Here is a 14,256-nt window from a genome sequence, read left to right as displayed (position 1 = left end):
TTTGCGGCCCAAGTACGGGCCAACCATCTCCGGGGAACGGCTCCGGGCCGTAAATAATCCAGTCCCGTAAGGGCCCGGCCCATCCCACCCCGGCCCCGCCCCCACCCCCCGGGCGCGCCTGGAGTTGAAGGTCACCGGACCGTCAGGCCGACGGCTCAGCGCCCTCCGGAGACCTGGGACCAGACGATCGCGTCGACCATGACGCCCGTACTGAAGCTGTCGCTGATCGATGTGACGGTCAGAACGGCCGTGCGTCCGCCGCTCGTTCTGACGCAGATCACGGTGCCCTCCTTGACCTCACCGAACTGCCCGGTCCCCTGGCTGGAGACCAGATCGGCGCACGCCTTCCGGGTGGGCTTGCCCGGGCCCTTCCACTCGGCGAGGTTCGGGGTGTTGACACCGTTGTCGGCACCGAAGACCCGGGGCGGGTTGACCATGACCAGGTGGATGTCGCGCTCGAACCTCACCGCCGCCGGCGGGACCGCGTCGAGCTTCGGACCGATCTCCGCGATGCGGACGGCCCCGGTCCACTGGACCGCGTCGGCCGGCACGGCGCCGGCTCCCGAGGGGGACGGGCCGGACCCATTCTGCGCCGGGGCCGGAACGGTGGCGAGCCCCGCGGCCGAGGGGGAGGACGCGGCGCCCGGCGGGACGACGACCCTGCCGCCGTCGTGCGCCGAACGGTCCGAATCGCTGCCGAACTTGATCAGGGCGAGCACGGTACCGACCGTCAGCACCACGGCCGCGGCGCCGGTCACCGCGAGCCACGCCTTGCTGCGCGGTGGGGCGTAGTGATTGACCTGGGTGTTGTACTGGCCGGCCTGCGCGGCGGCGGGACCGTGGAAGTCGTTTCCGGACGTGCCGCCGGTGCCCGGCCGGGCACCGGCACCGGCACCGGGCTCGCTCACGCGCCCCGCCCGAAGTGGTTGTGCTGCTGGTTGTGGTTGCCGGTCTGTACGGCGGCGGGGCCGTGGAAGGTGTTGCCGGACACGCTGCCACCTGTGCCGCCTCGCTCCGCCCGCCGGGCCGCCTCCTCGAGGAGCGCGCGGCACTCGACCGCGAACCGGGCGCGCCGATCGTCCGGCAGGCTCTCCATGAGGTCCGCGACGCGCGTCTCCCACACCACCTGCTGGCGCTGTCGCTCCCTCTCGCCCGCCTCCCCGGCCGGCCCCTCGAGCGCCGCGGCGGTCCGGTCGAGCCGTTCCAGTTCGACGCGCTCGCGCCCGCTGTCCCCCAGCCCCACCAGCCGGGCCAGCCGCCCCCGGAAGCCGGCCCACGCGTCCGTACCGGCGGCCTGAACGACCGCCGCGCCCAACGCCGTTGCTAAGGCCGTCAATGACTCCCCAAGCATCTCCGTTCCCCTCCTCAACACGCACGTGCGGGCATCGTACGGCGGTGCAGGTCGCGGCATCCACGGATTGAGCACGTCCGCTACCGCGCGACGACCGCCTGCCGCCGGCCCATGACCACGGGCCGCACTTTGGCCGGCATCAGGTCCAGGAACCGCTCGGGGAGGATCCCCTCAGTCCTCCGCCACCAGCGCCGGCGTCGAGCGGGTCAGTACCTCGCCCCGGAAGAAGGCCGGGCTGCGGCGCTGCATCAGGAGCATCAGGACGAGGCCGAGGAGCAGCAGGCCGACGCCGATGACGAAGACCGAGCCGACGCCGGCGACCGCGCTGCCGCTGCCGTACGCCGGGTTCCACATGTCGTAGAGCGTCTTGCAGAAGACGGCCGCCAGCAACACGCCGCCCATGAGTGGGAAGAGACCCTTGAAACACGCGTCGCGCACCGAGTTGCGCAGCTCGTGGCGGAAGAACCAGGCACACGCGAACGCCGTGATCGAGTAGTAGAAGCAGATCATCAGGCCCAGCGCGTAGACCGTGTCGATCAGTACGTTCTCGCTGAGGAAGCTCATGACGGCGTAGAAGACGCCGGTCGCCACGCCGGCGGCGATGGTGGCGCGGCCCGGGGACTTGAAGCGCGGGTGGACGCGGGCGAAGGACGGGGGCAGGGCCTGGTAGGTGCTCATGGCGAGCACGGTCCGTGCGACGGGCAGGAACGTGGTCTGCAGGCTCGCGGCCGCCGAGGCCAGGACCGCGACGAAGAGCAGCACGCCGAGCGCCGTGCCCAGCACGGGGTCGGCCAGGGCGGCGAAGACGTTGCCGGCGGTGTCGGGGTTGCCGAGGCCGGTGCCTTCCTCCCCCACGCCGGAGAACATCTGCGCCGCGACGGCCGTCAGCAGGTAGGAGCCGACGAGCACGACCATGGCGAGGAGCGCGGCCCGGCCGGGGGTCCTGGCGCTCCCCTCGGTCTCCTCGTTGACGGTGAGGCAGGCGTCCCAGCCCCAGTACATGAAGATCGAGAGCGACAGTCCCGCCGTGAAGGCGCTGAAGGACTCGACGCCGAAGGGGTTCAGCCAGGTCCACGAGAAGTCGATGGAGCCGGGGAGGTCGCCGGAGCGTGCCTTCGCGATCGCCATGGCGACGAACACGGCGAGGACGGCCAGTTGGAGGCCGACGAGCGCGTACTGCACGCCCTTGGTGGCGGTCATGCCGCGGTAGCTGACGGCGGTCGCGACGGCGATGAAGGCCAGGCACGTGCCGACGTGCGCGATCCGGTTGTCGTCGAGGGCGGCGACGGCGTCGTTGCCCGTGATCTCGCCCAGCAGCAGATAGAAGAAGGAGGTCGCGACGCCCGCCAGGTTGGACAGCACGATGATGGTCGCGATGACCAGGCCCCAGCCGCACATCCAGCCGACGCGGGGCCCGAAGGCCCGTACGGTCCAGGTGAAGGACGTGCCGCAGTCGGGCAGTACGGCGTTCAGCTCGCGGTAGGCGAAGGCGACGAGCAGCATCGGGAGGAAGCCCGCGAGGAAGACGGCGGGCATCTGCACCCCGACCTGGCCGACGGTGGGGCCGAGGGTGGAGGTCAGGCAGTAGACGGGCGCGACGGTGGAGATCCCGATGACGGCGCTGCCCAGCAGGCCGACGGAGTTCCCGCTGAGTCCCTTGGCGCGCACATCTCCCGCGTCGCGGCCCGCGACGCTCATTACCGTGTCTCCGGCCCCTGGCCGTGCGTGTACGTGAACCATGGCGAGGACGTTAAGCGGTGCTGTTTCCGCAACCGGAGGGCAAAGATCCGGACGTCGAACCTTGAACAGGCGCATGATTCCCGGCGATTGACCTCGCAAATAAAGGCGGCACGCACGTTACGACCGGTAACACCTCGGCTCGAGCGCCCCCGGAGCCCGCTACGATAACCGCAACACCGCCCCTTTTGTCCCGGTTCAAAAATTTCCCGTCCCGACCGTCCCGACCGTCCCCACCGTCCCCACCGTCTGGGTGTCCCGCCCCGATCGCAGCACCCGCCCCGGCACCGCCCCCGTCACCACGTCGTGCCGCACCGTCTCCACCCCGTTGACCCGTACGCTCACCACCCCCACCGCCCGCGCGTCCAACCGCGCCCCGCCGCCCGGCAGGTCGCGCACCAGCGTCGCCGCCCCGGCGTCGATCCGCTCCGGGTCGAAGAGCACCAGGTCCGCGCACCACCCCTGGGCGATCCGCCCCCGCCCGCGCAGCCCGAACAACCGCGCGGGCTCGTCGCTCAGCATCCGCACCGCCCGCTCCAGCGGCACCAGCCGCCGCCCCCGCAGGCAGTCGCCGAGAAAACGCGTCGTGTAGGGCGCTCCGCACATCCGGTCCAGGTGCGCCCCCGCGTCGGAACCGCCGAGCAGCACGTCCTCGTGGTCCCAGGCCTGGCGGCGCAGCTCCCAGCTCGCCGGGTCGTCGTCCGTCGGCATCGGCCACAGGACGGTACGCAGCTCGTCGGCGACGCAGATGTCGACGAGCGTGGCGAAGGGGTCGGTGCCCCGCTCGGCGGCGATGTCGCGGACGACGCGGCCGGTCAGGTCGTCGTTCTCCTTGGTGTACGTGTCCCCGATGACGTAGCGGCCGAAGTCGGCCAGCCGCCGGAAGACCCCCGCCTCCGGGCTCGCCGCGCCCCGCAGCAGCTCCGCCCGTACCGCCGGGTCGCGCAGCCGGTCGATCCGCTCGGGCACGGGCAGCGCCAGGACGGCGCCCCAGCCCGGGATGAGGTTCAGCGCGCAGAAGGTGCCCAGCGACATGTTCATGGGGGTGAGGATCGGCATGGTCAGGGCGACGATCCGGCCGCCACGCGTGCGTGCCCGCTCGCTCGCGGCGAGCTGGTGCGGCACGCGCCCGGGTACGGCGGAGTCGATGGTGAGGACGTTCCAGTTCAGCGGCCGCCGCGCGGCCTCCGTCATGCCCACCAGCAGCTCGGCCTCCGCCGCCGAGAAGCGGTCCAGGCAGCCGGCGACGATCGCCTCCAGCTGCGTCCCCTCGTGCTCGCCGACCGCGCGGGCGAGCGCGAGCAGTTCGCCGGGCAGGGCGTGCCGGGAGGCCACGGGCTCGCCCGCCCCGTCGGAGTGGGTGTCCGACTGGGTGGTGGACAGCCCCCAGGCGCCCGCGTCCATGGCCTCGTGCAGCAGCGCGAGCATCCGCCGCGACTGCGCCTCGTCGGGCGTACCTCCCACGGCGTCGGCCCCCATCGCGTACCGCCGCAGCGCGCAGTGGCCCACCATGAACCCGGCGTTGACGGCGATGCCGCCGCCCTCCAGGGCGTCGAGGTAGTCGCCGAACGACGACCAGTCCCACGGCGCGCCCTCTTCGAGGGCCGACAGCGGCATGCCCTCGACCCTGCTCATCATCCGCCGCGTGTAGTCGGCGTCGGCCGGCCGGGCGGGGTCGAGCGGCGCGAGGGTGAAGCCGCAGTTGCCGCCGACGACCGTGGTGACGCCGTGGCTCATGGACGGGGTGGCGTAGGGATCCCAGAAGAGCTGCGCGTCGTAGTGGGTGTGCGGGTCGACGAAGCCGGGGGCGAGGACCAGCCCGTTCGCATCCTCCTCGGTACGCGCCCGCTCGCCCAGCCGCCCGCCCGCCTTCACGGCGGCCCTGCCGTGACTGCCGCGCTCGATCACCGCGATCCGGCCGTCCCGTATGCCGACGTCGGCGACGTAGGAGGCTCCTCCGGTGCCGTCGACGACGGTGGCGCGGCGGTAGAGGTGGTCCAGCACGGTCGGGTCCTCTCACTCGTCCTCGTCGTGTGCCCGGGCACGCGTCCTCGTCGTGTGAGGGCACGCGTCCTCGTCGTGTGCGCGGGCACGCGTGCTCGTCGTACGCAGCGGGCACGCGCGCGTACCCGCAGGGGCCTACGAGCGGGGCCGGGGCGGCGGCCCGGGAGGCGCCGCCCCGGTGCGCGGGGGCGCGGCGCTCAGGCCGTGGCGGCGGCCTGGCGGAAGCGCGTCGTGCGGTGGACCGGATCGGTGTCGATCTTCGGGACGACGTGCTCGCCGATGAGCCGGATGGTCCGCATCGTGTCCTCGTACGGCACGCCCACCGGCAGCCCGAAGGACAGCTGGTCGGCGCCCGCCTGCTCCCAGCGCTTGCACTGGCGGAACACCTCGTCCGGGTCGCCGCAGATCATCAGCTCCTCGGCGATGAGCAGCTCGATGATCTCCTCGGTGTACTCGGGCAGCAGCTCGGGCCACTCGGGGATGCCCTCGGGACGCGGGAAGGTGTCGTGGTAGCGGAAGAGCAGCGACTGCAGGTAGTGGAGGTTGCTGCCCGCCGCGATCCGCACCGCCTCCTGGTGGGTCTCGGCGCAGATGGCGGTGGTGGTGACCATGACGTTGTCGTTGACGAAGTCGCCCACGGCCTCGGCCTCCCGGACGGCCGTACGGTAGGAGTCGACGACCCACTCCATGTCGGAGACCTTCTGCACGCTGAAGCCCAGCACGCCCAGCCCCTTGCGGGCGGCCATGGCGTACGAGGAGGGCGAGCCGGCGGCGTACCACATGGCGGGGTGGGAGGGGCCGTACGGCTTGGGCAGGATCCGCCGCGGCGGCAGCGACCAGTGCCGGCCCGCGAAGCCCTCGTACTCCCCTTCCCGCCACATCTTCGGGAACTCGGCGATCGTCTCCTCCCAGATCTCCTTCGTGGCGTCCATGTCGGTGACGCCCGGGAGGAAGCCGAGGATCTCGTGGCTGCCCGCGCCCCGGCCGGTGCCGAACTCGAACCGCCCGCCGGAGAGGTGGTCGAGCATGGCGGCCTTCTCGGCGACCTTGACGGGGTGGTTGACCTGCGGCAACGGGTTGAAGATGCCCGAGCCGAGGTGGATGCGTTCGGTGGCGTGGGCGAGGTAGCCGAGGAAGACGTCGTTGGCGGACAGGTGGGAGTACTCGTCGAGGAAGTGGTGCTCGGAGGCCCAGGCGTACTTGAAGCCCGCCCTGTCCGCCTGGATGACGTACTCGGCCTCCTCCATCAGCGCGTGGTGCTCGGCTCGCGGATCGGCCCGCGAGCGGGTCGCCGGTACGTAGCCCTGCACGAAGATCCCGAATTCCACGGTGGCCACCGCCCGTCTTCCGAGGTTTCTGACGTACCGTCAGATCAAGTAGGTGCGACTGTGGCACCGCGCGCGGGGAGCGTCAAGAGGCCCCAGAGGCCCATGGCGGGGTTCCGCGGACGCCCCCACCGGCAGGCGCTCTCACCGGCAGGCACTCTCACCGGCAGGCACTCCCACCGGCAGGCACTCTCACCCGCCGGCCCACAGCCCCTCCGGCGTGAGCCCCAGCAGCTCGATGGCGTTGCCGCGCACGACGCGCTCGGTGACCTCGGGCGACAGGTGCGCCATCTGCTCCTCGGCCACTTGCCGTGATCTGGGCCAGGTGGAGTCGGAGTGCGGGTAGTCGGTCTCGTAGAGGACGTTCCCGGCGCCGATGGCGTCGAGGTTGCGCAGGCCGAAGGCGTCGTCGAAGAAGCAGCCGTGGACATGCTCCGCGAACGCCTCCGACGGCGGCCGCAGCACCTTGCCCCCGATGCCGCCCCAGCCGCGGTTCTCCTCCCACACCACGTCCGCCCGCTCCAGAATGTACGGAATCCAACCGATCTGCCCCTCCGCGTACATGATGCGAAGGCCGGGGAAGCGGTCGAACGTGCCCGACATCAGCCAGTCGGCCAGCGAGAAGCAGCAGTTGGCGAAGGTGAGCGCCGAGCTGACGGCGGGCGGGGCGTCCTCCGACGTGGAGGGCATGCGCGAGGAGGAGCCGATGTGCATGGCCACGACCGTCCCGGTCTCCGCGCAGGCGCGCAGGAAGGGATCCCAGCCGTCGGAATGGACCGACGGCAGGCCCAGGCGGGGCGGGATCTCGGAGAAGCACACCGCGCGGACGCCGCGGGCGGCGTTGCGCCGCACCTCCTCGGCGGCGAGGCGCGCGTCCCACAGGGGCACGATGGTGAGCGGGATCAGCCGGCCGCCGGCGGCCGGGCCGCACCACTCCTCGACCATCCAGTCGTTGTAGGCCCGCACGCACAGCAGCGCCAGCTCGCGGTCGGCGGCCTCGGTGAAGGTCTGCCCGCAGAAGCGCGGGAACGTCGGGAAGCACAGGGCCGACTGGACGTGGTTGAGGTCCATGTCGGCCAGTCGCTCGGGAACGCTGTACGAACCCGGCCGCATCCGTTCGTAGGTGATCCCCTCGAGCCGGATCTCATCTCTGGAGTATCCGACGGCGGTATCAAGCCGTGTGAGAGGACGGAACAAATCCTCATAGACCCACCAGTCCGCCACGGGCCCTTCGTCCCCCGGGGCGCCCATGACGGTCGCGAAGCGTCCGCCGGTGAACGTCATCTCCTTCACCGGCGCCCTTACGATCCGGGGCCCGACGTCGCGGAATTTCGACGGAAGCCGGTTCCGCCAGACGTCGGAGGGCTCGACCGTGTGGTCGTCCACCGAGATTATCGCGGGGAAGCTCGCCATGGCCGACACGTTAGCGCCGATCTGACGCTTCGTCAGTAACGCTCGGGGAAGGCCCTTGGCGAACGGAGGCGAGAGGCCGGAGACCCCTGCTGACGCAGAGGGCCCGAACAAGGCAGACTGGCCGGTGCGACCGAGCAGGACAGGCAGGGGGTCACGATGGCCGGTGATACAGGGCACGGGCTGGAGCTGCGTTTCGCTGTGCTCGGGCCCGTTCGCGCCTGGCGGGGAGAGGCACCGCTCAACACCGGGTCTCCGCAGCAGCGGGCCCTGCTCGCCGCCCTGCTGCTGCGCGGCGGACGGACCGCCACCGCGCCCGAGCTCGTCGACGCCCTGTGGGGCGGCGAGCCGCCGCACGCGGCGCTGGCCGCGCTGCGCACGTACGCCTCGCGGCTGCGGAAGGCGTTCGGGCCGGACGCGGACGCCCTGGTGAGCGAGGCGGGCGGATACGCGATACGCGTCCCGGTGGACGGGCTCGACATCGACGTGGCCGAGCGGCTGGCGGCGGAGGCCGACAAGGCGCACGGCAGCGGGGACCGGGTGCGGGCGCGCGAGCTGATGAACGACGCCCTGGCGCTGTGGGACGGCGAGCCGCTGGCGGGCCTGTCCGGGCCGTACGCCGACACACAGCGGGCGCGGCTGGAGGAGTGGCGGCTGAGCCTGCTGGAGGCCCGGCTGGACGTCGATCTGGAGGTCGGCGGGCACGCGGAGGCCGTCTCGGAGCTGACCGCCCTGACGGCCGCGCATCCGCTGCGCGAGCGGCTGCGGGAGCTGCTGATGCTCGCGCTGTACCGCAGCGGCCGCCAGGCCGAGGCCCTGGCCGTCTACGCCGACACCCGGCGCCTGCTCGCCGACGAACTGGGCGTCGACCCCTGCCCGGAGCTGTCGGAGCTGCAGCAGCGCATCCTCAACGCCGACGCCGACCTCACCGTCCACTTCACCACCGCCGACCGCGTCGCGGCCGGCCCCACGTTCGTCCGCCCGGCCCAGCTGCCGGCGACCGTCTCGGACTTCACCGGCCGCGCCGCCTTCGTCGACGAGCTCAGCGAGCAGCTGGCGACGGCCGAGGGCCGCATCATGGCGGTCTCCGCCGTCGCGGGCATCGGCGGCGTCGGCAAGACCACCCTCGCCGTGCACGTCGCGCACGCCGCGCGGAACCGCTTCCCCGACGGCCAGTTGTACGTGGACCTGCAGGGCGCCGGGCCCGTCGTCGCCGAACCGGAAGCAGTCCTCGGCTCCTTCCTCCGCGCCCTCGGAATCCCGGATTCCGCTATTCCGGACGGCGTCGAGGAACGCGCCGCCCTCTTCCGCTCCACCCTCGACGGCCGCCGCGTGCTCACCCTGCTCGACAACGCCCGCGACGCCGCCCAGGTCCGCCCCCTGCTGCCCGGCACCGAAGGCTGCGCGGCCCTGGTCACCAGCCGCATCCGCATGGTCGACCTCGCCGGCGCCCACCTCGTCGACCTCGACGTGATGAGCCCGGAGGAGGCGCTCGTCCTCTTCACCCGCATCGTCGGCTCCGAGCGGGTCAACGCCGAACGCGACGCCGCCATGGACGTCGTGGCCGCCTGCGGCTTCCTGCCGCTCGCCATCCGCATCGCGGCCTCCCGGCTGGCCGCCCGCCGCACCTGGACCGTGTCGGTCCTGGCGCGCAAGCTCGGCGACGAACGCCGCCGCCTGGACGAACTGCGGGCCGGCGACCTGGCCGTGAAGGCCACCTTCGAGCTGGGCTACGGCCAGCTCGAACCCGGCCAGGCCCGCGCCTTCCGACTGCTGGGACTGGCCGACGGCCCCGACATCTCGCTGGCCGCCGCGGCCGCCGCCCTCGACCTGGGCCTCGAGGACACCGAGGAGCTCCTCGAGTCGCTCGTCGACACCTCGCTCCTGGAATCCGCCGCCCCGGGCCGGTACCGCTTCCACGACCTCGTACGCCTCTACGCGCGTGCATGCGCCGAACGCGACGAACAGCCGCCCGCCGAACGCGACGCCGCGATGTCGCGCCTGCTCGACTTCTACCTCGCCACCGCCGCCGGCGTGTACGTCATGGAACGGCCCGGCGACCAGCTCCTCGCCCACCTGACGCCCACCACCCACCCCGGGCTCACCTTCACCGACCGCAGCGCGGCCGGCGACTGGCTCTACGTCGAGGCCGGGTGCCTGCTCGCCTGCGTGCGCCAGCACGCCGGCTCCGGCGGCGACACCCTGCGGCGCGCCGTCGACCTGCTGCTGGCCGCCAAGGACCTCGCCGAGTCCGGCGCCGACGCCCGCCAGTACGAACTGGCCGCCACGTCCCTCCTGGCCGCCACCCAGGCCGCCGGCGACGCCCGCGCCGAGGGCCGCGCGCGAACGGTCCTGACCCACGTCTACAACTGGTCCGACCGCTTCGCCCTGGCCGACGAGCACGGCCGCCACGCGGTGCGGCTCGGCCGCTCCACCGGCGACCCCATCGCCTGCTGCTACGGCTCCAACAACCGCGCCATCGCCGCCATCTACCAGCAGCGCCACGAGGACGCCGAGGCCTTCGTCAACCAGGCCCTCAGCTACTTCCGCGCCGACGGCAACCGCCCCGGCGAGGCGAGCACCCTGAGCAACCTCTCCCGGGTCCACCTGGGCATGGGACAGGTCCAGTCCGCCGTCCGCCTCGCCGAACAGGCCCTGGCCATCTACCGCGAGATCAACGTCTCCTGGCGGCTCGCCAACGGCCTCTACGCCTACGCCCTGGCCCTCACCAAGGCCGGGCGCTTCGACGACGCGCTCAAGCGGCTCAACGAGGCCCTGCCCATCTTCCGCGACAACCGGCAGCGGCTGTGGGAGGGCATGACCGTCTTCCGCATGGCCGAGCTCCACTTCGCGGCCCGCCGGCCCGCCCAGGCCGCCGCCCACGCCGAGCAGGCCCTCGCCCAGCTGCGCGGCATCGGCGGCGCCAGGCGGCGCGGAAACGTCCTGACCGTGCTGGGCCGTTCCCTGAACGCCCTGGGCCAGCCGGGCCGCGCACAGGCCTGCTGGACGGAGGCCCTGGCCATCTTCGAGCAGCTGGGCTCGTCCGAGGCGATGGAGGTACGCAGCCTGCTGACGCCGGTCGCGGCCGCGTAGCGGAGGGGGCCGGGGCGACGGGGGCCGAGGCGGCGGGGGCCGAGGCGGCGGGTTTTTTACGGCCCGCGCGGCGCGGACTCCTTGTGGGACTCCTTGTGGGACTCTTTGCGGGATTCCTCGCCCTTTCATGGGCTGTTCCGCATGCCCCGGAACGGCCTGGAAGGGCCCCGTCCGGGCCCCGAAAGGGCCCCGAAAGGGCCTGGTGCGGACCGCAAAAACGCTGTCACGTGCCCGTTCATCGATCGTTTATCGCGGTACGGCACTCTAAGGGATGTCGATCCGTCGCGTCGGGGGGCAGGCGGGTCGTAGGTGAGGCCTCACCTCCAGGGTGAACAGCCCTGATGTGCCCGTCCGGCGGTCCTCGGGGGAGTCGCCGGGCGGGTTCTGCAGTCCCCATCGAACCTTACGACTCGCACTGACCATCTGGAGAAGACGATGAGCGACGAGCGACAGCTCAAGCCGGTCGACGCAATACCGCAGGACGACCACCCGACGGGGACCGAACCGCTGGTCGCGGTCCAGGCCCGGCCGGGGGACGACCACCCGACGGGGACCGAGCCGTTCGTCCTTATGGACGACCACCCCACGAGTCCTCCGCCGCTCCGCCTGCTGGACGACCACCCGACCACCGAGAAGCCGTTCTAGCCGCGGCTCTCACGCTCCACAGCTTTCCAAGAGCTTTCCGACCCACGGCGTGAGCCGGGGAGCTTCCGCCACACATCGGCCGGAAGCTCCCGGGCCCACCGGGTCCCCTGGGGGCAACGGGGGAAATCAGGGGACGGGTACGGAGAGGGTGCACGAAGGCCACCGGGGAACCACGGGGGAATCACGGGGGTCACGGGGGAACGGGTCCAGGGGCACGGGGGAACCAGGGCCACAGGGGAAACCGAGGGACAGGCCAACGGGGGAACGGGGGCCGGTCCAACGGAGGTAACAGAGGTAACGGGGGACACGGGGGAAAACGGGGGGAACGGGGGACTCAGCCCAACGGGGGAAACGCTGGGCTGAGTCCAACGGGGACCACGGGGGAAACGGGGGGACGGACCCACGGGGGAAACGGGGGTCAGGCTCAACGGGGACACGGGGGAACGGGTCCAACGGGGGGATACGGGGGAACGGGGGAATCGGGGGAACGGGGGTTGAGCAACGGGGGATCGTCAGGGGCCGGCGTCGACGGCGGGGAGGGGGAGCCGTCGATGCCGGCCCCTGCGTGGCGTCCCAGGCGGAGCCGTGCCCCACCACGGCACCCGCCGACGGAGCACCACGGAGCACCCGGGACCAACCGGCCCACGCATCAACCCCCGAACAGAGGAGTAGCGATGAACCGCACGACCACGATCGCCAAGACGGCACGCGGCAGAAGGGCGCTCGCGATACTCGGCGTCGCCGCGGCCGCGGCGATCATCGGCACCGTCCCGGCGGTCGCCGACGACGACCACCCGGCGAACGAGACCGCCACCGTGCAGGCTCAGCGGGTCTTCGACGACCACCCCGCCGGCGGCGGTGACGACCACCCTGACGCCGTCTCGTACGACCGCATCGGCTGACGACGGGCAGGCCGGACGGGCCGAGGGGAGCCCGTCCGGCTGTTGAACGCCGAGCGCCTGAGCCCTGCCCCAGGAGGCGTCCTAAGGCAGGTCCCTCAGCTTCCGCTTGAGCACTTTGCCCGCCGCGTTCCGTGGCAGCGACCGTACGAACTCCACCCCGCGCGGCACCTTGTAGTTGGCCATCTCGCGTCGCGCCCAGGCGATCAGCCGCTCCGGGGTGAGCTCCGGCTCCACCCCGGCACGCCGCACCACGAACGCCCTGCCGACCTCCCCCAGCCGCGCGTCCGGCATGCCGACGACCGCGACCTCCGCGATTCCGGGATGCCGCGCCAGCACGCGCTCCACCTCGGCGGGGTACACGTTGAAGCCGCCGACGACGAACATGTCCTTCACCCGGTCGGTGATCCGGAGATTGCCCTCGCCGTCGAGGACTCCCACGTCCCCGGTGTGCAGCCATCCCTCCCGGTCCACGGCCCGCGCCGTGGCCTCGGCGTCCTCGAAGTAGCCGGACATCACCTGGTAGCCGCGCACCAGGATCTCCCCCGCCTCGCCGGGCGGCAGCACGGCCCCGTCGGCCCCCGCCACCTTCACCTCGGTGCCCGGCACGGCCCGCCCCGACGTCGTCGCGACCTTCTCCGCCGGATCGCCTCGCCGGCACATGGTGACCAGCCCGGTGGCCTCGCTCATGCCGTACGCGGTCAGCACCGTGGGCACGCCCAGCTCGCCGCTCAGCCGGTCGATCAGCGGCCGCGGCACGACCGCCGCCCCCGTCACGACCACCCGCAGCGACGAGAGGTCGTGCCCGGCCCTCGCCGGGTGGTCGAGCAGCGACTGGTAGAGCGTGGGCGGCCCCGGCAGCACGGTGATCCGCTCGGCCTCGACGGTGGCCAGCACGGCCTCCGGTGTGAAGACGGCCTGGGGAACCATCGTGGCCCCGCGCATCAGCGAGGCGATGACGCCCGCCTTGTAGCCGAAGGTGTGGAAGAACGGGTTGACGATCAGATAGCGGTCTCCTTCCCGCAGTCCGGCCAGCGTGCTCCAGTCCCCGAAGGCCCGCAGGGTCTGGGCGTGGGTGATGACGGCCCCCTTGGGCACCCCCGTGGTGCCGGAGGTGAAGAGGATGTCCGAGGGCGCGTCCGGGTCGACGGCGTCGGCCCGCGCCCTCACGGAACGGGCGGGCACCGCGTTCCCGGCGGCGAGGAACTCCTTCCAGCCGTGGAAGTCGGCGGGCGCGTCATCGGCCAGGACGACGACGTCCCGTAGCTCCGGCAGCCCGCGCAGCGGGCCCGCCGCCCTGGGCGCCGCCCCGGGTGCCGCTCCCGGGGCCGCTCCGGCTCCCGCCCTCGCCGCACTCCGCAGCGTGGCGACGTAGGAGGTGCCGAGGAACGTTCCGGTGACGAAGAGCAGCCTGGCCCGGGTGTGCGCGAGCACCTGGACCGCCTCGGCGCCCTTGAAGCGGGTGTTGACCGGGACCAGCACAGCGCCGGCCGTCACGGCCCCCAGGGCGGAGACGATCCAGTCCACCGTATTCGGTGCCCATACGGCGATCCGGTCGCCCGCTTCGACCCCGAGGGCCAGGCACGCGGCGGCGGCCTGGTCGACCCGCTCGCCGAGCTCCCGGTACGTAAGGCGGGTGCGGCCGTCGACGACGGCCTCGCGATCGGCGTACCGGGCGACCGCCGCATGGACGAGCCGGGGTATCGAGCCGAATTCCAGGTCACCGCGCATCGCACGCCCTCCCGGGCCCCAGGCGTCGCCCGGCGCCCCGTACCCGGCATCCCCATGAGCT

Annotated in this window: 10 protein-coding genes; 3 read left to right on the top strand and 7 right to left on the bottom strand. The window is 72.4% G+C overall.

Annotated features, from left to right (window positions below; translation table 11 throughout):
- Window positions 1–155: 155 nt before the first annotated feature.
- From AB4K12_RS26850 to AB4K12_RS26825, 6 genes are all read right to left on the bottom strand, one after another.
- Window positions 156–908 carry a hypothetical protein gene (locus tag AB4K12_RS26850; protein ID WP_368436857.1) on the bottom strand — a complete coding sequence of 251 codons (753 nt, stop codon included), beginning with the start codon at window positions 906–908 and terminating at the stop codon, window positions 156–158.
- The gene (locus AB4K12_RS26845) at window positions 905–1,336 is read right to left on the bottom strand and encodes a hypothetical protein (RefSeq protein WP_368436855.1); all 432 of its coding nucleotides are present in this window, start codon (window positions 1,334–1,336) and stop codon (window positions 905–907) included. Before AB4K12_RS26845 ends, AB4K12_RS26850 begins: the two co-directional genes overlap by 4 nt.
- A 186-nt stretch (window positions 1,337–1,522) precedes the next feature.
- On the bottom strand, window positions 1,523–3,091 hold the full coding sequence (locus AB4K12_RS26840) for an APC family permease (RefSeq protein ID WP_368436853.1): 1,569 nt from the start codon (window positions 3,089–3,091) through the stop codon (window positions 1,523–1,525).
- A gap of 195 nt (window positions 3,092–3,286) precedes the next feature.
- Window positions 3,287–5,092 carry an amidohydrolase family protein gene (locus AB4K12_RS26835; protein WP_368436851.1) on the bottom strand — a complete coding sequence of 602 codons (1,806 nt, stop codon included), beginning with the start codon at window positions 5,090–5,092 and terminating at the stop codon, window positions 3,287–3,289.
- 197 nt (window positions 5,093–5,289) lie between these two features.
- Entirely contained in the window at window positions 5,290–6,420 is a 1,131-nt protein-coding gene (locus tag AB4K12_RS26830) for an LLM class flavin-dependent oxidoreductase (RefSeq protein WP_368436954.1), read from the bottom strand.
- 189 nt (window positions 6,421–6,609) lie between these two features.
- Window positions 6,610–7,830 carry an amidohydrolase family protein gene (locus AB4K12_RS26825; RefSeq protein ID WP_368436850.1) on the bottom strand — a complete coding sequence of 407 codons (1,221 nt, stop codon included), beginning with the start codon at window positions 7,828–7,830 and terminating at the stop codon, window positions 6,610–6,612.
- Between the two features lie 156 nt (window positions 7,831–7,986).
- Here AB4K12_RS26825 and AB4K12_RS26820 point away from each other — a divergent pair, with 156 nt between their 5' ends.
- The 3 genes from AB4K12_RS26820 (at window position 7,987) to AB4K12_RS26810 (ending at window position 12,467) form a co-directional block, all read left to right on the top strand.
- Window positions 7,987–10,920 carry a BTAD domain-containing putative transcriptional regulator gene (locus AB4K12_RS26820; RefSeq protein ID WP_368436848.1) on the top strand — a complete coding sequence of 978 codons (2,934 nt, stop codon included), beginning with the start codon at window positions 7,987–7,989 and terminating at the stop codon, window positions 10,918–10,920.
- A 435-nt stretch (window positions 10,921–11,355) separates the two neighbouring features.
- The gene (locus AB4K12_RS26815) at window positions 11,356–11,565 is read left to right on the top strand and encodes a hypothetical protein (RefSeq protein WP_207246662.1); all 210 of its coding nucleotides are present in this window, start codon (window positions 11,356–11,358) and stop codon (window positions 11,563–11,565) included.
- A gap of 674 nt (window positions 11,566–12,239) precedes the next feature.
- Entirely contained in the window at window positions 12,240–12,467 is a 228-nt protein-coding gene (locus AB4K12_RS26810) for a hypothetical protein (protein WP_368436847.1), read from the top strand.
- 81 nt (window positions 12,468–12,548) lie between these two features.
- On the opposite strand, the gene AB4K12_RS26805 is transcribed toward AB4K12_RS26810, so the two are convergent.
- The gene (locus AB4K12_RS26805; protein WP_368436845.1) at window positions 12,549–14,195 is read right to left on the bottom strand and encodes a fatty acid--CoA ligase family protein; all 1,647 of its coding nucleotides are present in this window, start codon (window positions 14,193–14,195) and stop codon (window positions 12,549–12,551) included.
- Between the last annotated feature and the right edge of the window lie 61 nt (window positions 14,196–14,256).

The organism is Streptomyces sp. C36 (assembly GCF_040932295.1).
Lineage (GTDB): Bacteria > Actinomycetota > Actinomycetes > Streptomycetales > Streptomycetaceae > Streptomyces > Streptomyces triculaminicus.
The sequence above is the reverse complement of the archived record's forward strand: the minus strand, read 5'-3'. Positions and strand labels throughout refer to the sequence as shown.